Raw genomic sequence first — 25,455 nt, forward strand, 5'->3', positions numbered from 1 at the left:
GCCGCCTCCCGGCGCCGACGGGCACCGGGCGGTCCAGCGCGATCACGGCTTGCGCTCGACATCCTTCCTGTCGGTCTCGGCCGGCGTCAGACGGGCTCGCTCGCGGATGCGGCGTTCCAGCGGCGCGCCGACGAACAGGACGAGCATTGCAAGGCTCACCCCGCCGATGATGAGCGGCCACACCGCCAACCCCGCTGCCGCGCCGATCGTGGCTGTCACCCAGATGCACGCGGCGGTCGCCAATCCATGCACTTCCTGACCCTGGCCGACCCGCAGCACCGCACCGGCACCGATGAAGCCGACGCCGGACAGAATGCCCTGCATCGCCCGTCCTGCGGCATCGGCGTTCACGTTCGGCAAGCCACTATGCACGATCGCCTGAACGGCGATGCAACTCGCCAGACCGACCAGACCCAGCGTCCGCAGGCCCATGATCTGCCGGTTCTCACGCGAGCGTTCCCAGCCGAGCACCATCCCGGCCGCGGTCGCCACCACCAGCCGGCCAATCGCATCGATCCAGAAAGCGACGTCCGGTGCCGCTGATGCTTCGATCATTCGACCAGCACGTGAACGTGATGCCAGGCGGTGCACAGATAGCCGGCGAAATTCCACATCGTATCCGGCCGCTCGGGCTGTCCCTGCCCGGTCTCGTCGAAGGCACGGGCGACAAGGTGCTGGCGTCCCTTGGCAAGTGTGGCGTCAAGGATCCAGCGCCGCCAGCCCCAGCGCGTCTCCGGATCATCGGCGAAGGTCGCCTGTTGCCAGTCGCGACCGCCGTTCACCGACACTTCGATCCGAGAAATACGGCGGTCATAGGCAATGGCATATCCCTCAATCCGCACCTCTCCGGCGGCCAAACTCTCGCCCGCACCGGGCGAGCAGATCGCGGCGTTGAGCGGCATGGCATTGATCGTCAGACCCTGGCTCCAGTCGACGGTGTCGCTCGTCACAGCGGCGGGGAAGAGCTTGTAGTCGTGCGCCTGGATCGGTGCCTCGGAGGGCGTTTCACGCACCTCGATCCGTGTCAGCCATTTGGCGCTGCGGACCCCGGCATAGCCAGGCACCACCATGCGGAGCGGGGCGCCATGTTCGGGCGTCAGCGGCTCGCCATTCATCGCCCAGGCGAGGAGTACGTCGGGCTCCCGCGCCTTGCTCATGGCGATCGATACCCCGAACAAGGCTTCTTCACCCTCCACGTCCACCTCGTCCGCGCCGGTGAACGCCACGAACAGCTCGGACGCATCCGGCGCGCCGACCGCATCGAGCACATCGGCCAAGCGTACGCCGGTCCACTCCGCATTGCCGATCGCGCCTACGTCCCACGGATCGCCGGAGGTGTTGGCGACCTGCTGGAGATCGGTACGCCGGTTGCCGGCGCACTGGAGAACCGCCGTTACCGTGCGCGTGGCAAACGTGCTCTTCAGTTCCTGCACCGAGAAGAAGCGGCTCGCCATGCCCCTCCCGCTCACCTCGATCCGATGATTGGCGGGCAGATCCGGCACCGGCCCGTGGCTGCGCACGTAGAACAGCGCCTGCGGCGTCAGAAACCGCTCGATCAACGCACCGGGCGTCGGCTCGGCATTGTAGGGATCAGAACTGCGCTCGATCATATCGGTCATGGACGATCAAACGTCGCGGGCACGCGTAACGCTTCAAGTCTTCGAGACCATCGCAGACGAAAGGCTGCCGACCATTCCGATATCCAGATTGGAATGACCATATCAAACGGTTGGTCGTATCGATCTAAGTACGCGATATATGCTGCATGACTTTGGAGCAGCTCAGAATATTCGTCGGTGTCGCGGAGCGCGAACACGTCACCAAGGCAGCGGAGGCGCTGAACGTCACGCAGTCTGCTGCCTCCGGGGCGGTTGCGGCCCTCGAAGCGCGCTACGGCGTTCCGCTGTTCCACCGCGTCGGGCGTGGCATCCAGCTTACCGAGGCAGGCCGCGGCTTTCTGGAGGAAGCGCGCGCGGTGCTGGGGCGGGCAGCGCATGCCGAGACGATGCTCGCGGACTATGCCGGGCTCGCGCGTGGTTCGTTGCGGATCGTCGCCAGCCAGACGATCGCGAGCTATTGGTTGCCGGCAAAGCTCGCCGCCTTCCACGAACGCCACCCACAGATCGCGGTCGAGCTGGCGATCGACAACACCGAAGGCGCGGCAGCGCAGGTGTTGAGCGGCGCGGCGGAACTCGGCTTTGTCGAGGGCGAGGTGGACGAACCGGCGCTTGCCCACTGGAATGTCGGGCATGACCCAATGGTGCTGGTCGGCCGCGAGGAAGCCGAACGCATCGACGAGGCCTGGCTGCGCACTACACGCTGGATCGTCCGTGAGCAGGGATCGGGTACGCGCTCGACTTTCGAGGACGTGCTGCGAACGCGCGGGTTTGATCCGGCCCAGCTGACGATAGCGATGACGCTGCCGTCCAACGAGGCGGTGCGCACCGCCGTTGAGGCCGGTGCCGGCGTTGCCGTCTTGTCGCGATTGGTCGTCGCGCGCGCGCTCAAGGCTGGCGATCTCGTCGAGCTGCCGCTCGGGCTGCCCGACCGCGCCTTTCACGCGCTGCGCCACAAGGAACGCTATCGCACCCGCGCGGCCGACGCGCTGACGGATCTCATCAAGGAGCAGGTCGCATGACTGCCGACACGCACTCCGTTCTCAGCGGCCTCAAGCCGCTCAGCCGGCTCGATCACCCCCGCGAGATGATCCGCCAGTTCACGCCCAACTGGTTCGCCGCGACGATGGGCACGGGCATCCTTGCCCTCGCGCTGCCGCAGGTGCCCGGCATCGGGCCTTCGCTTAAACCTGTCGGCGAGGTGTTGTGGTTCTTCAATATCGCGCTCTTCGCGCTGTTCGCCGGCCTCTATGGCGCGCGCTGGGTGATGTTCGGGCACGAGGCGCGGCGCATCTTCGGGCACAACACCGTGTCGATGTTCATCGGGACCATTCCGATGGGGCTGGCGACGATCATCAACGGCTGTCTCGCCTTCGGCATCGCGCGGTTCGGAAATGGCATCGTGCCGGTCGCGCATATCCTGTGGTGGATCGACGTCGCCATGTCGCTCGCCTGCGGCGTGCTGATCCCCTACCTGATGTTTACCCGCCACGAGCACAGCCTGGACGGCATGACCGCCGTATGGCTGCTGCCGGTCGTCGCTGCCGAAGTGGCGGGCGCCAGCGGCGGGCTGCTCGCGCCGCATCTAACCGATCCCCACGCGCAGATAGTGACGCTCGCGACCTCCTATGTGCTGTGGGCCTATTCGGTGCCGGTCGCGTTTGGCATCCTCGCCATCCTCATCCTGCGCATGGCACTCCACAAGTTGCCGCATGAAAGCATGGCGGCATCTTCCTGGCTGGCGCTGGGGCCGATCGGCACGGGTGCTCTGGGCATGCTGGTGCTCGGCGCGGATGCGCCGGCGATCCTCACCGCGCACGGGCTAGCCGGCGTCGGCACCGTCGCGCAGGGGATCGGCGTTGTCGCCGGGCTCTGCCTTTGGGGTTTCGGCCTGTGGTGGCTGGCGCTCGCGACGCTTATCACCATCCGCTACTGGCGCGCGGGCGTGCCGTTCAACCTCGGCTGGTGGGGCTACACCTTCCCGCTCGGCGTCTACACCGTCGCCACCTTCCGCCTCGGCACGACGCTGAACCTTATGTTTTTCGGTATCGTCGGCACGGTGCTGACGGTTGCGCTCGCGGCGATGTGGCTGCTGGTCGGTGCCAAGACGCTAGCCGGTGCATGGCGGGGCAACCTGTTCGTCTCGCCCTGCATCGCCACCCCGAACTGATCCGCCATGATGATCGGATCAGTCGGTCCGATCACTTGCAGAATGCCCCTTCGATCCGCCAGCGTGACTGGCCACAGGAGAGCCTTGTCATGGACAATTTCGACGCCGGGCTGGCGAGTGAGACCAGCCGTCGCCGCTTCCTCAGCCATGCCGCGCTCGGCACCGCCGGCCTTGCCGCCGCGCCGGCACTGGCGCAGCAGCTCGTCGACCTGAAGCTGCCCGGCGGCAATGCCGAGCGGCCGATGACCAGCGCCTTTCCCGGCAAGGGCAGCATGATCCTCCAGCGCGTCCATCCACCCTTGCTGGAGACGCCGATGGAGGTCTTCGACAAGTCGGTGTTCACGCCCAACGACCAGTTCTTCGTCCGCTGGCACTGGGCCGACATACCGACCTCGATCGACGTCGAAAGTTTCCGCCTCAACGTCTTCGGCCACGTCAATCGGCCGCTGTCGATCAGCCTCGCTCAGCTGCTGCGCCTTCCACGGGTCGAGATGGCGGCGGTGAACCAGTGCTCGGGCAACAGCCGCGGGCTGTTCCAGCCGCGCGTCGCCGGCGCGCAATGGGGCAATGGCGCGATGGGCAACGCCAAGTGGCTCGGCGTTCGCCTGCGCGACGTGCTCGACCTCGCCGGGGTCAAGGCAGGCGCGGTGCAGGTGCGCTTCGGCGCTCTCGATCAGCCGGTCGTGGCGGGCGCTCCTGACTTCGAGAAGGCACTCGACATCGACCATGCCCGCGACGGCGAGGTCATGATCGCCTTCGGCATGAACGGCGAGCAACTGCCGCTCCTCAACGGCTTTCCCTGCCGGCTGATCGTGCCGGGCTGGTACTCGACCTATTGGGTCAAGATGCTGAACGCGATCGAGGTACTGCCCGGCCCTGACGACCAGTATTGGATGGCCAAGGCCTACAAGATCCCCGCGACACCCGGCGCGAATGTCGCGCCCGGTGCCAAGGACTTCCCGACCGTACCGATCAATCGCATGATCCCGCGTAGCTGGATGACCAGCCTGCCCGATGGTCAGGCGATCGCCTATGAAGCGTCGATCCCGGTCGGCGGCATCGCAATGGGCGGCGATTGCGGCGTCGCCAAGGTCGATGTGTCGTCGGACGGTGGCCGCACCTGGTACAGGACGACGCTCGGAGCGGACGAGGGCAGGTACAGCTTCCGGCGCTGGGACGGGCGGGTGCCGCTGAGACGCGGGCCTAACCCCATCATGGTGCGCTGCTGGAACACCAACGGTGTCGCTCAGCCGATGAAGCCGATCTGGAATCCCGGCGGGTTCATGCGCGGCAACATTGAAACCACCACCATCATCGCGGCCTGAGGAGCGAGCAAATCATGAAGACTCCGTCTCCCGGCATGATGGCTGCTGGCCTGATCGGCCTGACCGGCATCATCCTCGTCTCGATCGGCGCGCCGAGCAGCCGCAAGGCGCCCGTTCCGATCTCCGAGATGTCTGAGCCGGCACCGGCCGCCAGCGTGTCAGCGCGCGGCTTCTCGCTTGCCTCGACCAGCGTCGACCTGCCGGCCGACGACGCGACCTACCCCGACGGTCCGCACGCCGACGTCATCAATGCCAATTGCACCTCGTGCCACTCAGCCAGCATGGCGCTGACCCAGCCTGCGCTATCGGCGGATCAGTGGAAGGCGACCGTCACCAAGATGCGTGAGGTGTATAAGGCGCCAGTGGCCGAGAAGGACGTCGATGCGATCGTTGCTTATCTCACCGCTATGCCGAGCCAGAAGGTGGCACCCGCGACCGGCAAGGCGCAGGACCCGGACCCCAAAGTGGCTCCTGATGTCTCAGGTGGAACCGGCTAACCGATCTACTTCCATAATCCCGAAATACCATCCCAATCGGGACGGTGTCGGAGCCGTCCGGTTGTGACACCAACCCCCTCCCCGAGCTTTTCTGCGGGTTTGCAGGTGTCACAACCCCGTGTCAGAATACATGCATGGAAATCGGCTATGCGCGGGTGTCCCGCGGCGACACCCAAGACCTTGCTCCGCAGCTTCGTGCGCTGACCAACGCGGGGTGTGATCCGATCTATCAGGAGGAAGCATCGGGCGGCCAAGCCGATCGGCGCGAGCTGGCGCGCGCGATCGGCGGGTTGACGCCCGGCGACGTGCTGGTGGTGTGGAAGCTCGATCGGCTATCCCGTTCCCTCCGCGACCTTCTGTTCACGCTGGAGGCGATTACCGCAGCCGGTGCCGGCTTCCGGTCGCTAACCGAGGCGATCGACACCACCACCGCGCCAGGCCGGCTGATGACGCAGATGCTGGGCGCGTTCGCCGAGTTCGAGCGCGCCATGATCCGCGAGCGGACCATGAATGGGCTGGCGCACGCGCGCAGCGCAGGGCGACACCTTGGACGCCGGCCGAGCCTAACCGGCCAGCAACGCGCCGAGATCATCGCCAAGGCAGAAGCTGGGCAAGGCTCCCCTGCCCAGCTTGCCAGCCTATTTCGTGTATCTCGTTCGACAGTGCAGCGCGTGCTGCGAAAGCATCGGGAAGACCAAGATTCAGTTTGATCGAAACGGCCCATGTAAAATCAAGGCTGCGCGGCTTGGTTAGCGTTTACTACGATGTGAGGAGGTGGGTACTGCCTTATAGTCCTAACCTGTGTCGGTTTCTGCCTTTCGACGTTAAGTGCACGCAGGATAGCTAGTTCCCGTTCCAAATCGCTAATTTTCTTATTGATAATGTCCGAGTTAATATCATCAATACGTTTGGAGAGTTGGTCGTACTTAACTGGAATCTGACGATACTCAGACCATGTGCTAAATCCAATAGGAGCGAATATGGCCGCGATAGAAACAAGAAGGGCCACAATGCCGATTATGACTGCTATTTTTGGAAGGCCAAGTATCTCCTTAGCTATTTCCGAAGACAGCGAATCCATATCCAGAAATGTGCGAGCAAACAGTGCTGACCTTTCCGTGGTGGAGCGCAAGTAGGCGTCTCTAGGTTGCCCGGACGCCGGTGCACCTGATGCTCGATGCCTATTAAATACGACGCGGAAAAACGGGTCTCCTTTCGAAATAGGAAAAGGTGTTTTGCTCAAATTAACGAGAGCTGTTGAAAGAGAGCCAGTCCATGAAGGATCGACAACTCCGACATTGAGGGCCAACACTCCCTTATGCGTCCAAGTTGTTCTTAAAGTAGCGAGGCCTGTCACTTTATCAGGAAGCGCGAACGTCTCCGTCGATACCACCCAAGCGACCCCCCGCGGTGGGATAACATAGCTGTTCTCACTTAGTATCTTACCACCGATTACGATGTCCCCTACGGTTGCATCGTAGGAGGTAGGGCGCCAACCGCCCGGCACATCGTTGGAAACAATGTTTAGGCCACGAATCTGTGCCTGTGTAAGCAGCATCGGCAAACCCCCCTTGTACGGAACACCATAGTGCGCTTTTCGTCTCTTACAGAAGCCGATCGCTTCTACCTTGCGGAGGCCTTCGCAGAGAGGCTCCACACCGACGATCCAAAGGCGAAAACCGTGCCTCAGTCCGCAGTTGGGGCTGTAATCGCCAACGCCAGTGGCGAACTCGCGCGGTCCTCGAACGTCGTTCCGCCAAGGCTAAAGGCTGAAATGGAAGCCGCGAACCAAGAGGTGGCTACCGAGGACCGTTATCACATCATAGAACATGCCGAGCGGGCTGCCCTGTTCGAGGCTTATCTGGCCGGAAAGAACCTTGAAGGAGCCACTCTGTACTGCACTAGATTTCCATGCAGTGATTGTGCACGAGCCATTGCGTGGTCTCCTATCCGCAGAGTTGTACTTCCGAACGGGTTTTCTGGTGAAAAGAGGTGGCTGGAGGCTCAACGGGCGGCACTAAAAATACTGAGAGGTTCTGGCATAAAGGTACGATACCTTCCGGCCGGAGATCAGGAGCTGTCGTAAGGCAGGGCGGGCTATTGTGGGCAAGTGTCGGTGTCGGGGGAGCAGCCATTTGGCGCACTCCGCCCCCCTCCCCTTCCCCGCAGCGGTATCGAAGCCTTGTACATGGGGCGTAGCTCAGTCGCGGACGATGACGGGCTTGGCAGCCTTATGGGATAGAATCGCCTTTCGTTCTTGCTTGAGGGGAAGCCAAGCGTCATTGTGGCACAAATATTCCCAGAGGTGCCGCTTGCCGTCCGTATCCGAGTTTTCCCGTCTTCGCACCAGCGCCGGCATCAGCGTAGATGCGCTGGCGGATTTGGCGGGATTTTCCCGCAGCACGGTTTATCGGTGGGAGCGTGGGCTGACGCGGCCGCGCCGGGCAGCTGTTAAGCTGCTCGACACGATGATACGTGATAATCGGGCAGCGAAGCCGCAGGCGAAGTTGCCCGGCAAGGCATTCCGTTTCATCGACCTGTTTGCAGGCATAGGCGGCTTGCGCCGCGGTTTCGACGAGTATGGTGAATGCGTCTTTACGAGTGAGTGGGACAAATATTCGCAGGCCACTTATCTCGCCAACTACGAGTGCAAGCATGAGGTCGCCGGCGACATAACCAAGGTGCCGGTGGAGAGCATCCCGGCACACGACCTGCTGCTGGCGGGCTTCCCGTGCCAGCCCTTCTCGATCGCCGGGGTGTCGAAAAAGAACGCGCTCAACCGACCGCACGGTTTTGCCGACGAGACGCAGGGCACGCTGTTCTTCAACGTGGCGAAGATCATTCAGCATCACCGCCCCCGAGCGTTCCTGCTGGAGAACGTCAAGAATCTGGTCAACCATGACAAGGGTCGAACGTTCGAGGTCATTCACCGCACGCTGACGGCCGAGTTGGGCTATCAAGTCCACTGGAAGGTTATCAACTCTAAGGCGTTCGTACCTCAGCAACGCGAGCGCATTTTTATCGTCGGCTTCCGCGATCCAAACGATTTCACGTTTGCGGACCTCGTGCTGCCCGACATGCTCAACGGGCCAAAACTCGGCACCATTTTGCATCCCGAAGACGGCACCGAAGAGCTGGACGCTCCCTATACCCGGGGAAACATCGCGTCTGTGTCAGAGCGCTACACCCTCACCGATCATCTATGGCGCTACCTTCAGGCTTATGCCGAGAAGCACAAGGCGGCGGGCAACGGCTTTGGCTTTGGGTTGGTTGGGCCGGGCAACGTCGCTCGAACGCTGTCAGCACGCTATTTCAAGGATGGGTCCGAAATCCTTGTTGAACAGAAAGGCAAGAACCCTCGTCGGCTGACGCCGCGCGAATGCTCACGGCTGATGGGCTTTGATGAGCCGGGCGGGCGAGACTTCATCATCCCTGTTTCAGATACGCAGGCCTATCGACAGTTCGGCAACGCTGTCGTTGTACCGGTGGTGAAGGCAGTTGCCGATCACATGCTGCCATGGCTGGTCGATCGCGCGCAGATCGAGCCGGAACGGCTTCAGCGGAAGCTGGCGCTTGCCGGGTGATATAGTCGATGCGGCAACGCGCAGCCGTATGATGGCCGGGATCAGGGGGAAGGACACCAAACCTGAGCTGGTAGTGCGGCGCGGCCTTCATGCCCTTGGTTTCCGGTTCCGGCTCCACGATCGCGCTCTGCCCGGCAAGCCCGACATGGTGTTGCCACGGTGGCACGCGGTCATCTTCATTCACGGCTGCTTCTGGCACGCGCATGACTGCCCGTTGTTTCGCTGGCCCGGCACGCGCCAAGATTTCTGGCGGCAGAAGATCGGACGCAATCAGGAGCGCGACGCCGAGGTGGAGGCTGCGCTTGACCATGCCGGATGGCGCGTGTTGAAAATTTGGGAATGCTCGATGAAAGGCCCCGGCCGGATCGGGGCGGATGCCGTTATGCCACTCGCGGCCGACTGGCTTCGCTCCGATCAGCGTCAGGGGGAGATCAGGGGGACCAATCGTGCCGGTGGGTGATCTTGTCGACTGGATGGACGAGTATGGTGGGCCGGAGTTTGTCTGGTTCCTGAAGCGGCTATCGGGCAACGACACGCTTGAAAACAAGGCCCACCAAGCCGGACCATATATTCCGCGTGAGGTAATGTTCGGCTTCTTTCCAAGCCTGAACAGGCCGGTCGAAAAGAATCCTGACCTCTGGTTCGACCTCTATGTGGATTCCGATCCCGATCATCAGCGGGTCCGGGCGGTATGGTACAATAATAAGCTCCACGGCACCAAGGACGGCCGCAACGAGACGCGGTTCACAAACTTCGGGGGGCAGGCATCCGCGCTGCTTGATCCCGAAAGTACAGGTGCCCTGACTATCTTTGCTTTCCGCAAGGTTGATCCACCCGGGCTCCCCGACTGTCATGTGTGGGTTTGCCGACACGGGACGGAAGAGGACCTTGTTGAGGATCATGTTGGGCCGATTGAGCCAGGCAAGGGGCAGCTATGGCCGCCCCAGCAGGGCAATCTCCGATCAATCAAGAACGCAATACAGTGGGTAGCTGCCGGCTGTAGGATCAGCGAGGCGGAAATTCCGGATGCATGGCGGATTAAATTCCCGACCGGAGCCGAGATCATCCAGACGGCGGTGAAGATGCGCCCCGACCTTGGCTTGAATCCTGATAAACGTTTGATGCGACGCCGGGATTGTGAGTTTCAGATTTTCCGCAGTGTCGAGCAGTGGGTCGAAATGCCCCACATCCAAGCCGGCTTTCCAACGGTCGATGATTTCGTTGCTCGTGCGCAGACCATCCTCCAGCGCCGGAAGGCGAGGTCAGGACGCTCGTTGGAGCTGCATACCCGTCAAATCTTCCTTGAGGAGCGGCTGGTCGAAGGCACCCATTTCACTCACCAACCGGTATCAGAGGACGGCAAGCGACCCGATTTTCTGTTCCCATCCGTATCAGCGTATCGCGATCCCTTATTCCCGAAGGACAGGCTCCGAATGCTGGCGGTGAAGACGACATGCCGTGACCGCTGGCGGCAGATTCTCAACGAGGCGGAACGGGTTCCGGCCAAGCACCTACTCACCTTGCAGGAAGGTGTGTCCGAGGCCCAATTCGGGGAGATGACCCGCGCGGGCGTCCAACTTGTTGTTCCGGCCGGCATCATGAAAAACTTTCCGACGACGGTGCAGCCTCACCTCCAGACCTTGGAGAGTTTCATTGGTGATGTGCGCCTGCTTCCGCTCGGGTAGCCTACTAGGCAGCGAGCATGCCGCGCAGCTCGCCCACAGAGAAGGGTGGTGAGCGCCGGTGTGCGACAGAATGGCAATTCGGGCAAAGCGGTATGAGATCAGTCCGGGGATCAATCACGTAACCCGCGCCAACCTCCGACACGGGCGTGACGTGATGGACCTCGATCAGGCCCACCGCGGCATCCCCATACCGTCCCCCCATATCCGTATCGCAAGCCTTGCAGACATAACCATGGATTGCGAGGGCAGCCGCCCTGTTCCGCCGATCGCGCTCGTAGCGGTTCACCTCGATGCGGGTTTTCGCCCCTTCTGGCAGGCCGACAATATCGGGCGTTTCGGGCTCGGTTTCCCCATCCTCTCCTTCACTTTCCAACGGTAGCAAAGCGAGGATGGCAGCAGCGCCCTTTCCTGCCCATAGCGCCACGATCCGGGCATCCTCCGCATCGTTGCCCTCGTTGAGGGCAAGCATGCCGCGTCGGATGACCAGCGCCATGCTCCGCCAAGGAGTCGACCAGATCGTGGGATCAGCCAAGTCCCGCGCTGTCCCGTTGAGCGTAAGGGCAACCTCCGCGCCATCCTCTTGGCAACTGCCGAGGACGGCCAGAAAGCCTCGCCGACCGGCGTCGTTGGCCGCGGACATGGATGCGACAAGATCGCCGGCGAATGCCCCTGGGGCGAAATGAACATCGAGCCGTCGCCAGCCGATGACCGTTCGCAGGGTGAACGTCTGGGCGGGAGGATGCCCCTCTGGGTGCAGTTCGATCCAGCGAGCCCCGTCCCTCTCCCGGCCCTGCGAGCCGGTAAAGGCCAGCCCGGTTTCGGCTGATACCCGCGCCGCGAGGGTGTCAGGATCAGGCGACATCCTTTTCCAGTTCAGGCTCTGGCAGGGTCTCGACCAGCTTTTCGAGGATACGCGATACCTCGTAGCGCATATCCTGGAACATGGCGGCTGTGCTGTCCTGAACAGTGGACAGCTCGGCAACGGCAAGCGCCCACATCAGGGAATCGAGCCCCTGCATAGTGACGCTCCGGTTGAGATTGGGGATGTATACCTTGAGATAGTACGGGTGGCTCGTGTTGATCTGGACCGCTTTGTGCTGGTCGATCAGGGCAGGCTGGAAAAGCAGGCCGTTGGTGATGCCATCCACAGGCTGGACGAAAACCTCGCCGGGCCTCTTTGCCGAGGTGATGGTCAGCTTAAGCCGCGTCGTCCCGTGCTTGTTTTTGACGATCGCCTCATCCTTGTTCGGATCGACGACGTTGACCTCAGGACCACCGGCAGCGGCTTCCCTGTTGCGGATGTTGGTGTTCGATGTGTCGTGGGCACCGACGCCCTTTTTGGCGATCGTTTTCTGCTGTCCCTCACGCGACCGCTTGTTCGCCTCGCGCCGGGGTGCCGGCAGAAATTCCGACTGAAGCCACGATGCGAGATCGTCATTGAGAATGATCTGAGACTTCTTGATGTCGAGATGGAAAGCGTCGTCGAGCCGGTGATCGAACGAGAACTCGATCCGGAGCAGCGTCAGGTGAGGCTCCTTCTGGTAGAGGCCAAGCCAGTCGGCATCGTGGATCAGACGGTTTTCGCGGTAGATGTAGATGCCCTGCCGGTCGTTCGACAGGTTGGCTGCCGAGGCCAGCTTGTCGCTGGGAAACTCCTCCCGACGAGGCAGGATGTAGGCCTTCACGGTAAAGGAGGCCTTCCTGCCATCTGCAAGCTCGGTATCGACCGTCTCATTGCCGACCAGCTCCGCCAATCCCCGCTGGAACGGATCCCAAGGAGCTACCGGCGTGCCGTTCAGCTCTATCTCGACATTCTGCGCACGATCGTCCTTGGGATCGACGAACCGCTGATACACCATTGAGAGATGTTGGCGCAGAGCATCTTCCTTGCTCTTCAGCGCCTTCCGCGCGTGTGCCCCGCCCTTGTCCTGATAATCCTTGATGAGCCGGTCCACATCCTCCCAGAGCACGACGGTCCCCGAGTGGCCTGGCGCTACCACATCGAGCTGCTCCACGGCTTCCGCGTCGCTTTCGGCGCTAAGCAGCAGCGACCACTTGTTGACCTTGGCGACGTGGTAGAGGTCCCACGTTGCCATGAGTGGCTGGGTTTTTCCGTCCGGCCGGGAAATGACTGACAGCCGTTTGCAGAAAGCAGTGGACGCCGTTTTCAGGCCCAAGCCGTATTTGCCGAGGCTCGCGGCACTTGGGCGCGCTTTCGAGCCATACTGCATTGCATTGATAAGGCCCTGCCGGTCCATCCCGTCGCCATTGTCAGCGATCAGAAGGCGAATATCTCCCTTCATCCCGGCGGCGAGCCAGAGCTGCACTTTAGTGGCATTGGCCGCAATCGAATTATCTACGATGTCGGCGACGGCTGTGTTGAACTCATAGCCGGTATCACGCAATCCGACGATAACACGTTCCGGATCGGGCGGCAGCTCGACTTCCTCAATGCTCATCAACACCCCCTCTGTTCAGAGCTGGACCACTCGCCAGCCGGTTCCAAGTTTCAGCACACTTCCGGTGGTACGCTCCACCTGTTGCTTGCGCCGGTGTGACACATGATAGCGATCACCGTCACGCGACAGGATTACTTCATCCCCAACTGCCAGTCCTGCTTCCCGAATATAGCGGGTCATGCGAGTAAGGCGGTACTCGTTACGGGTTCCGTCGAAAAACTTGTTGTTGTAATAGATAAAGGCAAATTCCCAGAAAGTGCCGCCTTCATCAAGAAACATAAGGTGGCAGCGCGGATTGTACGTTGCCGCATCAAGCGTCGGGAAAAAGGCGAGAACCTTAGGGTCCCTCGGCACAAGAATGCCAGCCTGATGTCCGCCAGTCTCGCCAGTGTCGTTGGCACTCAGAATTTTTGCGATGCGATCGGTCATTTGGTGCCGCCTGCCATTTTCGCCGGTGAACGGCTCAGAGCCGCGACAACGTCGCCATAATCATCCTCAGCGCCTTCAACCCCGATCACGGCTGTTGAGGAGAGAGCGCGTTTTCGGCTGAGCCGTTCGTCCACGACATCCTCCACAGTGTCGGCTACCAGCAGCCGGTGAACGGTTACCGGCAGTTCCTGCCCGCGGCGATAGGCGCGGGCCGATGCCTGATCTTCCAGGGCGGGGTTCCACTCCGGGTTGTAGTGGATGACGTGATTGGCAGCCGTAATATTCAGGCCCGCCCCGCCCGCCTTGGGGTTCAATATCAGCGCAGCGCCTCCGCGGACCTCGCTGAAGCGATCAATCATCGGCTGGCGATCGTCGATCGGCAGCCGGCCATCAATCACGCCGGCAAACACGCCAAACCGACGCTCCACATGGCGAGCGATCATGTCCGCCATGGCGGTGAACGATGTGAAAATGATGACTTTCTCGTTCCGCGCAAAAATCTCCTCGATCAGCTCGTCCAAACGCCGGAACTTCGAGAATGACATAGGGTCAGCGGCGTGGGAGCTGCCGTCCATCAGACTTGGATGGGCGCAGAACCTGCGAAGAGAGGTAAGGGCAACCAGCGTTGCCGCCGCACCATATTCGGCAGCAATCCGTTCCCGAATGGCGTCGTAGGCAGCTGCCTCGCTATCGTCGAGTTCAAGAACCTGCGGGATGTCGATGCGGGGTGGGAGGTCTTGGGCCACATCGGCGACGCGCCGTCGCAACATCAGAGGCGAGACAAGCGGTTCGAGCATGGCTGCCCCATCCACGTCGTCGGCAAACTGTGCCTCGAACGCCTTCTGGTCGCCAAGGTGGTCAGGAAGCACAAAGTCCATGATTGACCATAGGTCCAGCAGGCGGTTCTCGATCGGTGTGCCGGTCACAGCCAAGCCCGCCCTACGCCTCAGGTGCTTAACCGACTTGGTCCGCTGGGCTTGCGGGTTGCGGATGAATTGCGCCTCGTCGAGGATAACCACTGCCCACTCGATCATGTTGAGAAGGCTGTTGTCGCGGACCACGCTGTCGTACGATGTAATTACAGCATCGAAGCCATGCAGGTCGGCAGGGCGGCCGGTCCGCTCAGGGCCATGGTGCTTCAGGACCTTCAGATGAGGCGCGAATTTGCCTATCTCGCGCCGCCAGTTTTCCAGCAGCGAGCCCGGCGCGATAATGAGGGCGGGGCTAAGCCGCCCTGCCCCCGCATCGCTGAGGGCACTGATGATCTGAAGTGTCTTACCGAGCCCCATTTCATCGGCGAGCAGGCCTCCTACCCCTTCGGCAAGCAGGAACTTCAGCCAGCGCCAGCCAGCAAGCTGGTATGAGTAGAGCGTGGCATCAACGCCAGCGGGCACATCATCAGCGGGCGGTGCAAACGCCAAGGGTGAGATCGGAAGGCCAGCCATGTGGTCCTCAACCGCGGCACCTGCCGTTGCCGCTTTCCTGAGCGCCAAGAACGAGCGCAACGACCGGGCAGCGCCGAGATCGATGCCAGCACTTTGCAACAGCTCCAAGACCTCTGCAGCGCCGGACGCGTCGATGGGATACCAGACCCCATCGGCGACGACATGCCCGCGCTCGAGATCGGCAGGATCGAGATCGAGTCTGATGCCGCGCACTGATCCCGAAATCGCGTACTTGGGGGACCCACTATCGTCACTGTCGTTAATCGTCAGTGCCGGAGCCAAAGGGTAGCGGGACGCCCTGACATTGGCAGCGCTTGTCGGGAGGTTTTGCGCTCCCGGATCGCGCTCAACCAGCGCTCCGTAAATTTCATCGGCAACGGGCAGCCGCGTCCCGCCGACATCGTCGGCGAGCCATAATTCCCTGCCACGTAGCTCCCACATTGGCATGCTGTCCGCGCGTTTCCTTCCTCCACCGTCAGATGCTTGGCGGCGGTATGGAACATAGCGCGAAAGCCGGCAGCCTGGTCAACCGCTGTAGCGGCCGGTCCTGTGTAGTGCGCTCGTTGCAGGCCATGCTCTTCTCTATCCCCACCCTCCCCAAGGCCTGTCTGCAAAGCGGTCATGATCCGCTGGGCACAGCGGTTATGGCGTTGAGCGATGAACGACCGAGGCAAATAGCGGTTGTGCCGTTCTGCCACTCTGCATAATATCAAAAGACCATTATTGAAGGTGTGCACACGTGCATATTATCACACTTGCAGCGCAAAAAGGAGGTGTCGGTAAGACGACGCTGGCGGTCAATCTGGCGGTCGCTGCTGAAGCAGCCGGTCTCAAGACGGCTCTTTTTGACCTCGATCCGCAGGAGAGCGCGACCGCATGGAGCGAGCGACGGACGGCCGAGTTGCCCCACGTCGAGCCGATCAGTGCGAGACGCCTCGACCAAGCGATTGATGCCGCCAAGGCCAACGGCTTTGCGCTTACGATAATCGACACACCGCCAGCGGCCGGCGCAGAAGCCGCCGCAGCAGCGCAGCGTGCCGATCTGGTAGTCATCCCCTGCCGTCCGTCGTTGATCGACCTCGATGCGATCAAGCGCACAGCGCAACTTATCGCCAGTACTGGGCGAACGGGCGTGGTCGTGCTCAATGCCGCTCCCCCTACCGCAACCACTTTGCTGGACGATGCCAGAACGCTTGCTGAGGCAACCGGCTTGCGGGTGGCACGTGCTGTACTGCGTGAGCGTAGCGCCTACCGGGCGGCATGGCCTTACGGCTTGGGCGTCATAGAGCATGAGCCGAGAAGCAAGGCTGCCTTAGAGATTGCAGCCTTGCAACAACACATATTTGATGATCTGATGTCCTGCACACCTGCAAATGTGAAGGGTTGATAATGGCGAAGCGGTCTTCTTTGCTGGCTCCGGCCATGTCCCCTCAATCGCGTTCCGAGCCTGAGCAGAACAATGCGCCGGCGGCCTCGCCAGCGGCACCAACTGCCACCGTGCCTCGGTCGAGCGGAAAGCGTCCAGGCAAGTACCACTTGGGTGCCTATTTCGACCCAGCCGATCCTACGGCCGAAGCCTTTCGGGTACTGGCGGCGCGAACCAGACGCAGCCATCAGGACCTCCTTGCCGAGGCGATCGGCGAGCTGGTCGCAAAGTACGATGCCGACAAGCAATTTGGCCGCTCTTGATAATGTGCACATTTGCATGAATGCAGAACGTCAGGATTGACGCCGCGTGACCAAACGCCAGAACCCCAACCCCGAGTTCGACCTTTTCATCCCGCTGATGGGCGACCTCCCGCTCAAAGACCAGCGGGAGACGATGGAGCGGCCGTTCTTCTCGCTTCAGAAGCGCAAGCGGGTGAAGCCGATCGAGTACAGCAGCCCGGACGGCGAGACGTGGGTGAAGATCGAGGCGATCCCGGCTTATGGCATGGCGACCATCTGGGATGCCGATATCCTTATATGGGCAGCCTCAACGCTCAATCGGATGCGGGAGCAGGGGGTGAACGACTTGCCCCGGACGCTCAGAACCACGTCATACGACCTGTTGCGGGCGATCAAGCGCGATACCAGTGGGCGAGCCTATCAGGAGCTGCAAGCGGCACTCCAACGGCTTCAGACGACCTCTATATCCACGTCAATCCGCGCGCCGAAGCGGCGCACGAAAGCCGGTTTTAACTGGCTCGACAAATGGACGCTGGAGGTGGACCCCGACACGGACCAACCGCGGGGCATGACCATCACCCTGTCCGATTGGGTCTATGAGGGCATCATGGGAGAGAGATCGCTCCTCACCATGCACCAAGACTATTTCTTGCTGACCGGTGGGCTGGAACGCGCCTTGTATCGCATCGCACGCAAGCATGCCGGCAACCAGAAGGGCGGTTGGACGTGCCGGGTGGAGGTGCTGCGCGACAAGACCGGCAGCGACAGCAAGCCCAAGGAGTTCAATCGAATGCTCCGCAAGGTAGTGGAGGCCGACCAGCTCCCCGATTATGCGATGGAGCTGACGACGACGGCAGACGGTAGCCCTGCTGTGCTGTTTCGTCTTCGGGGGGAGGCCGAGGCGTTGGCGTTGACCGCTAGGTTGGAGGCGGAACAGGAACGACGGTATCGCTTCGACGCTGATCGCCGCCGCGCGACCGAGGTGGACGACCTCATGGATAGGCTCGCCGGCGGACGCTGACTATCGTGGTTTCACACACCGTCGTGAGCAGGGCACGATCCGAACCGTCTCGAAGGGGAACGGTGGGAGTGCAGAACCGACAGTAATCGCAGTGCCAATAGCCAGTTGATCATCGTGGGATCACACACCCGAGCGTCGTGGGATCACACACCCTACTATCGTGGGATCACACACCGAATCACGTGGGATCACACACCGGGCCTATCTGGAAAGCCGCAGAAGTCCTCACTTTTTTGGCTCATTTTTGAGCCTTAACCTTCTTAACGATTCCTATTTAACAGAATCATTTAACCGCAACGCACCGCTCAGTCGGCAGAAGAAAGACATGCGGAATTGGCCTTACAGGCCAATGCCCTTTTGATACGTGCCGGCTAATGCCGTCACAGAAGCGGCCTATTGGCCGCAGGATTCCGAGAGAAGCCGATCCGATCCGGCGGTGTGTGACTGTCAGCGTCGCGCAGGTTGAGAGGCGGGAAGGCACACTATCACGATGCCTATCGTCCGGTATTCCGGTGTGTGGGATCAGGCCGGATCATAAAGCCCGGCGAACTCGCGTTCCGCATAGTAGCGGATTTTCCCGACGACGAGCGGGTGCTGGCCTTGCCGCAGCAGTAGGAGATCGTCGGGGTTCATCCGCATGATTTCATCCGGCGTCGCCAGCCGGCGTGCGGCGACGTGGCCACTGGCGCTTTCCGAGCGGGTGCCATCGCTGAAGATGCTCGCCGGGTTGGAGGTGCCGAAGGTCTGATATTCGATGGTGGTGTCGCCGATCGTGCGCGAGAGCATGTCGGCGGTGGCAAGGTCGTTGACCCCGAACGTCTGGATCACGCCGGCGTTGGACATGAAGGTGCCGGCGCGTTCGCCATAGGTGGCTTTGAGCTGGTGCATGTCCTGGAGGATCGGCCAGAGCTGCATCCCGTAACCCGCCATCAGTCCCATCGCGCGCTCCACCGGATCGAGGCGGCCGAGCGCGGCGAACTCGTCGAGCAGGAACAGGACCGGGCGTTCCGGCCGGGCAGGGGAACGCGCCATGTCGGTGACGGCCTGGCTCACCAACAGCCGCAGCCAGCGGGCATAGGTATCGAGCCGATCGGGCGGCAGGCACAGGAACACCGTGCCGCACCGCTCCTTCAGGTCCGCAAAACGGAAATCGGACGCCGACGTGCTGTCCACGATGCGGGGACTGTCCAGAAAGTGGGTGTGACGTTGGGCGGACGACAGCACACCGGCGGCCTCGCGATCGGACTTGCCGAGATGGCGATTGGCGGCGCGTGCGATCAGGCCGTGCGCGCCGGCGCTGGCCTGCATGTCGGCGAGCAGCGCGGCGAAGCCGGCGGGATCGCGGGTGAGCTTGTCGCGCACCGTCGCCAGCGTGGCGAGGGCAGGGGGCTCGTGGATGACGGTGTGCAGGATGATCCCGGCGATCAGCGCCTTGGCTTCCTCGTTCCAGTGCGCCTCGCCCGATTGTCCCGGCGCATCGTGGACCAGTGCGTCGGCGACCGTCTGTGCGTCTTCCGCGAGGTCCGGGCTGGCGGCATCGAGCCACGCCAGGGGGTTGTAGCGGGCCGCTGGACGGCCGGAGACGCCGAACGGGTCCAGACACCACACATCGCCCTTCCTTGCGCGCGTACGGGCCGTGACGCGGGCATTCTCGCCCTTAGGGTCGATGCAGATCACCGAACGGTCGAGCAGCAGCAGATTGGGGATGATCGTGCCGACACCCTTGCCTGACCGGGTGGGCGCCATCGTCAGCAGATGCGCCGGGCCGTCATAGCGCAACAGCTTGTTGTTGCGGCCCGATCGGCCGATGACGAGATCACCCGAGCCTTCCAGCTTCGCCAGGTCGCGGCGATCGCCGAAGCGGGCCGAACCCATCAGCGTGTTGCGAGCTTGCCCACGACGATTGAACTTCCAAATACCGAACAGGACTAGGCCGGTGAGCAGGAACGGCACGTCGGTCGCGATTTCGCCGACACCGAATATGCCCTTGAGCCAGCTATTGCTTGCCATCAGGACGACGAAGCCGATCAGCAGCGCCCAGAGCGGACCGATCCGCGGCGGCATCAGCAGCTCGCGCCGGCCGGAGTGATCGCCAGCGCCGGATCGGCATCGGGATGGCCGAGCAGCCTGAGAAGGATTTGCGTGGCGAGGGTAGGGGGCACGCGTTCGTCGCGCATCATCTCGAACAGCGCGTCATCCTCAGGCGTCAGCGGTATGCCTTCGATCGCGAGGTTGGCGCGGGCGTCCTCGTCGTCCTCGCGCCACATCGTGTCTTCGGCCGGCGTTCCGCGAACATAGTCGAGCGCACGGACTTCGCTTCGCAGCGTATCGAGGTCGATCCTCATGGGGCTGTCCTTCATCATCATGGCACGTCGGCTAGGTTCGCTACGCCGTCCGCCATCGACCGGGCGAACCCCCGCAGGATGCCGACGTGCCGGACGAAAGCGGCGCGATCGAGAACGATCGGATCGCCCAGCGCCGGCAAAGGCTGTTTGGCGGTGGAGGCTGTGGCGAGACGATTGAGGGCGCGTTGATTAAAGACAGGGATGCCGTGCGCACAAAGATTGCGGATCGTGACCGCCTCCACCACGCCACGACGACCCCCCTTGAAGTTGGACCATTTGCGGCCGCCCAGCTTCAGGACGGTCGCGCCCCAAACCTCAACCGGCGTGGCGGTGATCCAATGCTCGGCGGCCTGGTCGATCGGCACGACGGCATCGAGGCCCGCGAATGCGGCGCGCGGGATGCCCTTGCCGGTGTGCAGCGTCTCGACCAGCTCGCGGCCGAGGTCTTCGACCAGTGCGACGTAGGACGGAAACAGCACACGATAGAGCTGCTGCCCGTCGTTGAGGACGGCGGTGAACTCGCCCAGGTCGCACTTGAAGTTGGAGCCGGCCGGGTCGGTGATAACTAGCGGCGCTTCGGACGCGATCGGGAAGCCGTTCACGTAGGTCCGGTAGGAGGCCAGCGCCATTTCGCAGGCCAGACGAAAGCGCGTCAGGTCACGCCATCGATCCCACATGCCGTAGCGAACCCACGCCATTCCCATCGCCCCTATGTTGTCGTTTCCGCTTCCGCATCGAAGGCACGTTTGCCTCGCCGCTTCCAGAGCGTAACCATGTCGCCGGTATTGTCGTCGCGAGCACGTCCGACCAGCTCCAGAAGCGCGCCGTAGATGGTCGCGCGATCGTCGTCGGTGAGATCGACCAGTCCGGCCTTTTGGACGAGGCCGCCCAATTCGATCAGGTGGCGGGTGCGTTCGCGGCGTTGCACGACCCAGCCCCTGCTATCCGTTCGCCGCTGACCCGCTTCCGTCCGCAGCGTCGCCGCTCGGTTCAGTCGCAGCGCCCGGTCCGTCGATTGCAGCAGCGCCGCCACCTTTGCGCCCGCGCCGTTGAAAGAAGGCCGCGCCCTTCGCGCGCCATGCCTCCTTCGCGCTCGCATCCTTCGATCCGATCGCGTCGAGCAGCACGCCCGCGAGTGTTTCAGCATCGAGCGCATCGGCTCCGGTAGCGGTGACGAGCTGGCCGAGCTGTTCGACCCGCTTCGCCTTCAACGCACGGGCCTTGTCACCCAGCGCCTTCAGTTCGGCGTCGTAGTCGCGAACTTTCCGCATCGCCTTTACCCTTCCGCGTATCGACCGGTAGCATCCTAGCACCTCGACCACGTCGGTAAAGCCGTAACAGCGCAGAAGAACCAGCAAGTCAGTCAGGAGATGCGAAGCAGATCATGAGTGCGCGCTTATACGTCGTTGCCGACGTGCGCTCCAAAGTGCATGGTACTGGACGCAATGGCGATCTATCATTTCAGCGCCAAAATTATCAGTCGTGCAAACGGCTCCAGCGCCGTCGCATCCGCCGCCTATCGCTCTGCCTCCGAGTTGCATGACGAGCGGCTTGGGCGGAATCACAACTTCTCGAACAAGGCCGGCGTCATCCACTCCGAGGTGATGTTGCCGCAGGGTGCACCGGAGCGTTTAAACGACCGCACCGTGCTCTGGAACGAAGTGGAGGCAGGGGAGAAGCGCAAGGATGCTCAGCTCGCCCGCGAGGTGGAGTTCTCGATCCCGCGTGAGATGAATGAAAAGCAGGGCGTCGCGCTCACCCGCGATTTCGTCGCCGAGCAGTTCGTGAAGCGCGGGATGGTCGCGGACCTCAACGTGCATTGGGACAAGGCGAGGGACGGCAGTCCGAAGCCGCACGCGCATGTCATGCTGTCGATGCGCGACGTGGGGCCGGACGGCTTTGGTCAGAAGAACCGCGACTGGAACAGCGGAGAGCTATTGCAAGGCTGGCGCGAGGCATGGGCGGCCCACGTCAACGAGCGCATGGCCGAGCTGGGGATTGAGGCGCGGATCGATCATCGCAGCCATGCCGACCGCGGCATCGAGCTGGAGCCGCAGCATAAGATCGGCCCGGCCGGCATGCGCCGGCTCGACCGCGGCGAGGATGCCGAGCGTGCTGACGATCACCGGCGGATCGCGCGCGAGAACGGCGAGAAGATCGCGGCCGATCCGCGCATCGCGCTCGACGGCATCACCCGGCAGCAGGCGACGTTCACTACCCGCGACCTGGCCGCATTCGCGTTCCGGCATTCGGACGGCAAGGAGCAGTTCGACCAAGTGATGGCGGCGGTTCGCGCCAGCCCCGAGCTGGTGGCGCTGGGCAGGGACGGGCGTGACCAGGAGCGGTTCACCTCCCGTGACATGATCGCGACCGAGGCGCGGCTGGAGAAGGCCAGCGACGAGCTGGCGCGGCGCCAAGATCATGGCGTGTCCCACCGGCAGCGAGCCGGGGCGCTGGAGGCGGCCGAGGCGCGGGGTCTCACGCTGTCCGACGAGCAGCGCGACGCCTTCGATCATATCACCGGCCGTGACGGTCTGGCGTCGGTCGTGGGCTATGCTGGGACCGGCAAGTCCGCGATGCTGGGCGTCGCGCGCGAGGCGTGGGAGCGCGAGGGCTACCAGGTGCGCGGCGCGGCGCTGTCGGGAATCGCGGCCGAGAACCTGGAGGGCGGCTCCGGCATCACCTCCCGCACCATCGCCAGCCTTGAGCATGGCTGGGCGCAGGGACGCGACCAGCTCGGGCCCAAGGACGTGCTGGTGGTCGACGAGGCGGGCATGATCGGCACGCGCCAAATGGAGCGGGTGATGTCCCATGCCCGTGACGCCGGGGCCAAGGTGGTGCTGGTGGGCGACCCCGAGCAGCTTCAGGCGATCGAGGCGGGCGCAGCGTTCCGGTCGATCACCGAGAGGCACGGCGCGGCCGAGATTACCGAGATTCGCCGGCAGCGGGAGGACTGGCAGAAGGAAGCAACGCGGGCGCTCGCCACGGGACGGACGGCCGAGGCGCTGAATGCCTATGCCGCGCATGGCATGGTCCATGCCGCCGACACGCGCGAGGCGGCGCGGGCCGAGCTGGTGGAGGGGTGGGATCGTCAACGCCAGGCCGATCCCGACCGTTCACGGATCATCCTTACCCATACCAATGCCGAGGTGCGCGAGCTGAACGAGGAAGCGCGCGGCCGGCTTCGAGCTGGTGGCGAACTTGGCGAGGACGTGGCGTTCACGACAGACCGGGGCACCCGCGACTTCGCGGCGGGCGACCGCTTGATGTTCCTTCGGAACGAGCGGTCGCTGGGGGTCAAGAACGGCACGCTAGGCACTATCGAGCGAGCCGATCCTGGGAGCATGACGGTGCGTCTGGACGGTGGGCGTCAGGTTCAATTCGACGCGAAGGCTTATGCGGCATTCGATCACGGCTATGCAGCTACGTTCGGCAAGTCGCAGGGCGTGTCGGTAGATGACGCCCATGCGCTCGCAACACCGGGCATGGATCGTCACAGCAGCTATGTCGGCATGACGCGTCACCGCGACCGCGTGCACCTCCATTATGGTCGGGATGACTTCGCCGATCAAGGCCGTCTCGCCCTCTTGCTATCTCGCGATCGGGCAAAGGATATGGCCGGCGACTATGGTCCCGAGCGTAGTCACCAGGATCATGCCCGGGCCTTTGCCGACCGGCGCGAGATCCGGTTGCCGGAACTCGCGCGTCCGATGGTCGACAAGACGCGTGGTGGGGCAGGGGAGCGGTATCAAAGGTCGACGGCAAGTCCGCAGGGCGACCAGCGCCCGACCCGCGAAGGAGTGGTGCGGAGCTGGGCGGCCGAACACGGACGCGAGCTGGCGGACGTACAGGCACGCGCGCAACGCGCGCAGGTGCGGGCGGATGGAATGTACCGGCGACATGAGGCGGTGAGAGGTGATCATGCTCGTAAGCAGCCGCTGCCGCCCAAAGGACTGATGGCAACCTTGCGGCGTCCGTCCTACGAGGCAGCACGCGCGAATTGGGAGAAGGCCGCGCGCGGGTTGCAGCAGCGATCCACGCAGCTCGCGAAGCGACTAGGTCAGATCAAGGAGTATCTCGGTCCCGTGACCGGGCAGCGGCGTCACCGCGGCGATGAGCTGGCGCGTGCCAGGGTTGAGCGCGCGCATCCTCACCTCAACAAGCTCTACGAAGCAGTCATGCGCGAGCGCCGCGCCGAGCGTGTCCGCCAGCAAGAGCAGGAACGCGAGCGGATCAAACAGCGAGACAAGGATCGGAGTGGTGATGGTCGGGGCCGTGGGCGATAGTCCATCTTGCGTGCCTACTAGCCACGACCGTTGCGAGGGGTGCCAGCTTCAGGTTGGCTATCTCACTGTTAGCAACCGGGCCTAAGAACTTGCGCGGCGATCGGCCGGGTGAGGTCCAAACCATCCCTGAGCATCAATCGGCCGCGTAGCGCACCAGCACCTCGAACGACCACCGATCGACCCGTTACGGGATTTCGGACGCTGATCGGAATCGTTGGCGGCATCATCGGGTAGCAAGCCTTCATGATTTGAGCCCACCAAGTAGCAGCTTGGTGGGCTCTGGTCGTGATCGGCTTTCGCTTCTCGATGATACAAGGTCCGGGCTGTTGCGCAAGGACACGAAATCAGGCGCGGCACCTTTGCTCAGGTCCTCAAAAGCACGAATTACATCGGGCCGCTCAGGAGGTAGCGCCTTGCCGCCTATGGCGTCTCGCGAGGCGTTCGTGCTTTTGAGGACCGAAGCTGGAAACGGTCATCGAAAGCACGAAGATTGACGATTTTCAGGCTGAGTTAGCGTGCGTTGAGAGCGCCCATCTCACGATTTTCGTGCTTTCGATGACCGTTGGTGTGCCACGTGGCGCATTCGGCCCTTTGAGGAGCCTTGTCCCAACAGAGAGCGACCCCTATCAAATCGGTACATGCGGCATCCAACGGATTGTCCGTTTCCCGATCAGGGAACTAGCACCGGGACCGCCTTTCAAGGCGGTCCTCGGTTTTGTAAGCGAACTGTTTCTTCAAAAGCCGCAGAAGACGCGCTATGTTGAAGGCAACATGGCCGTCCCCGCTGTTGCCTTCGGCATCAAGGGACGGCCTTCTTAGACCAGCGCTCCTGCACAGGAGGTGTGCCACGTGGCACACTAAGTCGGGTCGACACGCACCCTGATTTAGACCGGCGCGCCTCGATCGGCGCATGAGCCCAGCGTCG

General features: G+C 62.6%; 25 protein-coding genes. 13 read left to right on the plus strand and 12 right to left on the minus strand.

Features of this window, described 5'->3' with window-relative positions; all coding sequences use genetic code 11:
- Nucleotides 1-42: 42 nt before the first annotated feature.
- Nucleotides 43-591: an MgtC/SapB family protein gene (locus tag Q5H91_RS15965; protein ID WP_179510735.1), complete on the minus strand. Its 549-nt coding sequence runs from the start codon at nt 589-591 to the stop codon at nt 43-45.
- Nucleotides 552-1,619: a molybdopterin-dependent oxidoreductase gene (locus Q5H91_RS15970; protein WP_007406227.1), complete on the minus strand. Its 1,068-nt coding sequence runs from the start codon at nt 1,617-1,619 to the stop codon at nt 552-554. Before Q5H91_RS15970 ends, Q5H91_RS15965 begins: the two co-directional genes overlap by 40 nt.
- 146 nt (nt 1,620-1,765) lie before the next feature.
- On the opposite strand from Q5H91_RS15970, the gene Q5H91_RS15975 reads away from it, so the two are divergent.
- From Q5H91_RS15975 to Q5H91_RS15995, 5 genes are all read left to right on the plus strand, one after another.
- The gene (locus tag Q5H91_RS15975) at nt 1,766-2,638 is read left to right on the plus strand and encodes a LysR family transcriptional regulator (RefSeq protein ID WP_007406272.1); all 873 of its coding nucleotides are present in this window, start codon (nt 1,766-1,768) and stop codon (nt 2,636-2,638) included.
- Nucleotides 2,635-3,786, plus strand: a complete 1,152-nt coding sequence (locus tag Q5H91_RS15980) for a TDT family transporter (RefSeq protein ID WP_007406242.1) — start codon at nt 2,635-2,637, stop codon at nt 3,784-3,786. Before Q5H91_RS15975 ends, Q5H91_RS15980 begins: the two co-directional genes overlap by 4 nt.
- A gap of 89 nt (nt 3,787-3,875) precedes the next feature.
- Complete coding sequence (locus Q5H91_RS15985) at nt 3,876-5,111, plus strand: molybdopterin-dependent oxidoreductase (protein WP_007406293.1); 1,236 nt, start codon at nt 3,876-3,878, stop codon at nt 5,109-5,111.
- Between the two features lie 14 nt (nt 5,112-5,125).
- Nucleotides 5,126-5,608, plus strand: coding sequence for a c-type cytochrome (locus Q5H91_RS15990; protein ID WP_007406258.1), 483 nt, complete (start codon nt 5,126-5,128; stop codon nt 5,606-5,608).
- 134 nt (nt 5,609-5,742) lie between these two features.
- The gene (locus tag Q5H91_RS15995) at nt 5,743-6,318 is read left to right on the plus strand and encodes a recombinase family protein (RefSeq protein WP_305174444.1); all 576 of its coding nucleotides are present in this window, start codon (nt 5,743-5,745) and stop codon (nt 6,316-6,318) included.
- Between the two features lie 20 nt (nt 6,319-6,338).
- Here Q5H91_RS15995 and Q5H91_RS16000 read toward each other — a convergent pair whose 3' ends face one another.
- Complete coding sequence (locus Q5H91_RS16000; RefSeq protein ID WP_305174445.1) at nt 6,339-7,166, minus strand: dCTP deaminase domain-containing protein; 828 nt, start codon at nt 7,164-7,166, stop codon at nt 6,339-6,341.
- A 30-nt stretch (nt 7,167-7,196) separates the two neighbouring features.
- Here Q5H91_RS16000 and Q5H91_RS16565 point away from each other — a divergent pair, with 30 nt between their 5' ends.
- From Q5H91_RS16565 to Q5H91_RS16015, 4 genes are all read left to right on the plus strand, one after another.
- Complete coding sequence (locus tag Q5H91_RS16565; protein WP_370655280.1) at nt 7,197-7,694, plus strand: deaminase; 498 nt, start codon at nt 7,197-7,199, stop codon at nt 7,692-7,694.
- A gap of 226 nt (nt 7,695-7,920) precedes the next feature.
- Complete coding sequence (gene dcm, locus Q5H91_RS16005; RefSeq protein ID WP_305174447.1) at nt 7,921-9,192, plus strand: DNA (cytosine-5-)-methyltransferase; 1,272 nt, start codon at nt 7,921-7,923, stop codon at nt 9,190-9,192.
- Nucleotides 9,182-9,652, plus strand: a complete 471-nt coding sequence (locus tag Q5H91_RS16010; protein ID WP_305174448.1) for a very short patch repair endonuclease — start codon at nt 9,182-9,184, stop codon at nt 9,650-9,652. The genes dcm and Q5H91_RS16010 overlap by 11 nt, the downstream gene beginning before the upstream one ends.
- A gap of 13 nt (nt 9,653-9,665) precedes the next feature.
- Nucleotides 9,666-10,877, plus strand: coding sequence for a type II restriction endonuclease (locus tag Q5H91_RS16015; RefSeq protein ID WP_305174449.1), 1,212 nt, complete (start codon nt 9,666-9,668; stop codon nt 10,875-10,877).
- Between the two features lie 4 nt (nt 10,878-10,881).
- On the opposite strand, the gene Q5H91_RS16020 is transcribed toward Q5H91_RS16015, so the two are convergent.
- From Q5H91_RS16020 to Q5H91_RS16035, 4 genes are read right to left on the minus strand one after another with little or no spacing between them, the layout of a single operon-like run.
- Nucleotides 10,882-11,739: an HNH endonuclease gene (locus Q5H91_RS16020; protein ID WP_305174450.1), complete on the minus strand. Its 858-nt coding sequence runs from the start codon at nt 11,737-11,739 to the stop codon at nt 10,882-10,884.
- Complete coding sequence (locus Q5H91_RS16025; protein ID WP_062126965.1) at nt 11,729-13,336, minus strand: ATP-binding protein; 1,608 nt, start codon at nt 13,334-13,336, stop codon at nt 11,729-11,731. Before Q5H91_RS16025 ends, Q5H91_RS16020 begins: the two co-directional genes overlap by 11 nt.
- Nucleotides 13,337-13,351: 15 nt before the next feature.
- A complete protein-coding gene (locus Q5H91_RS16030; RefSeq protein WP_305174451.1) occupies nt 13,352-13,765 on the minus strand; it encodes an EcoRII N-terminal effector-binding domain-containing protein in 414 nt (137 codons plus the stop codon).
- Nucleotides 13,762-15,657: a DEAD/DEAH box helicase gene (locus Q5H91_RS16035; RefSeq protein ID WP_305174452.1), complete on the minus strand. Its 1,896-nt coding sequence runs from the start codon at nt 15,655-15,657 to the stop codon at nt 13,762-13,764. The genes Q5H91_RS16030 and Q5H91_RS16035 overlap by 4 nt, the downstream gene beginning before the upstream one ends.
- A gap of 292 nt (nt 15,658-15,949) precedes the next feature.
- Between Q5H91_RS16035 and Q5H91_RS16040 the strand changes: the two genes are divergently transcribed.
- From Q5H91_RS16040 to Q5H91_RS16050, 3 genes are read left to right on the plus strand one after another with little or no spacing between them, the layout of a single operon-like run.
- Entirely contained in the window at nt 15,950-16,597 is a 648-nt protein-coding gene (locus Q5H91_RS16040; protein ID WP_305174453.1) for a nucleotide-binding protein, read from the plus strand.
- 2 nt (nt 16,598-16,599) lie between these two features.
- Nucleotides 16,600-16,899, plus strand: coding sequence for a ribbon-helix-helix domain-containing protein (locus Q5H91_RS16045; RefSeq protein ID WP_305174454.1), 300 nt, complete (start codon nt 16,600-16,602; stop codon nt 16,897-16,899).
- Between the two features lie 46 nt (nt 16,900-16,945).
- Nucleotides 16,946-17,899 (plus strand): replication initiator protein A, encoded by a 954-nt coding sequence (locus tag Q5H91_RS16050; protein WP_305174455.1) that lies wholly within the window; start codon nt 16,946-16,948, stop codon nt 17,897-17,899.
- A gap of 522 nt (nt 17,900-18,421) precedes the next feature.
- On the opposite strand, the gene Q5H91_RS16055 is transcribed toward Q5H91_RS16050, so the two are convergent.
- The 5 genes from Q5H91_RS16055 to Q5H91_RS16075 form a co-directional block, all read right to left on the minus strand.
- The gene (locus Q5H91_RS16055) at nt 18,422-19,963 is read right to left on the minus strand and encodes a type IV secretory system conjugative DNA transfer family protein (protein ID WP_305174457.1); all 1,542 of its coding nucleotides are present in this window, start codon (nt 19,961-19,963) and stop codon (nt 18,422-18,424) included.
- A complete protein-coding gene (locus Q5H91_RS16060; RefSeq protein WP_305174458.1) occupies nt 19,963-20,244 on the minus strand; it encodes a hypothetical protein in 282 nt (93 codons plus the stop codon). Before Q5H91_RS16060 ends, Q5H91_RS16055 begins: the two co-directional genes overlap by 1 nt.
- Nucleotides 20,245-20,261: 17 nt before the next feature.
- Entirely contained in the window at nt 20,262-20,873 is a 612-nt protein-coding gene (locus Q5H91_RS16065) for a hypothetical protein (RefSeq protein ID WP_305174459.1), read from the minus strand.
- Between the two features lie 80 nt (nt 20,874-20,953).
- Nucleotides 20,954-21,172: a conjugal transfer protein TraD gene (locus Q5H91_RS16070; protein WP_305174460.1), complete on the minus strand. Its 219-nt coding sequence runs from the start codon at nt 21,170-21,172 to the stop codon at nt 20,954-20,956.
- A gap of 13 nt (nt 21,173-21,185) precedes the next feature.
- On the minus strand, nt 21,186-21,515 hold the full coding sequence (locus Q5H91_RS16075) for a conjugal transfer protein TraD (protein ID WP_305174463.1): 330 nt from the start codon (nt 21,513-21,515) through the stop codon (nt 21,186-21,188).
- Between the two features lie 174 nt (nt 21,516-21,689).
- Here Q5H91_RS16075 and traA point away from each other — a divergent pair, with 174 nt between their 5' ends.
- Nucleotides 21,690-24,530, plus strand: coding sequence for a Ti-type conjugative transfer relaxase TraA (gene traA, locus Q5H91_RS16080; RefSeq protein WP_305174461.1), 2,841 nt, complete (start codon nt 21,690-21,692; stop codon nt 24,528-24,530).
- The last annotated feature ends 925 nt before the right edge of the window (nt 24,531-25,455 follow it).

The organism is Sphingomonas aurea (genome assembly GCF_030678875.1).
Lineage (GTDB): Bacteria > Pseudomonadota > Alphaproteobacteria > Sphingomonadales > Sphingomonadaceae > Sphingomonas > Sphingomonas aurea.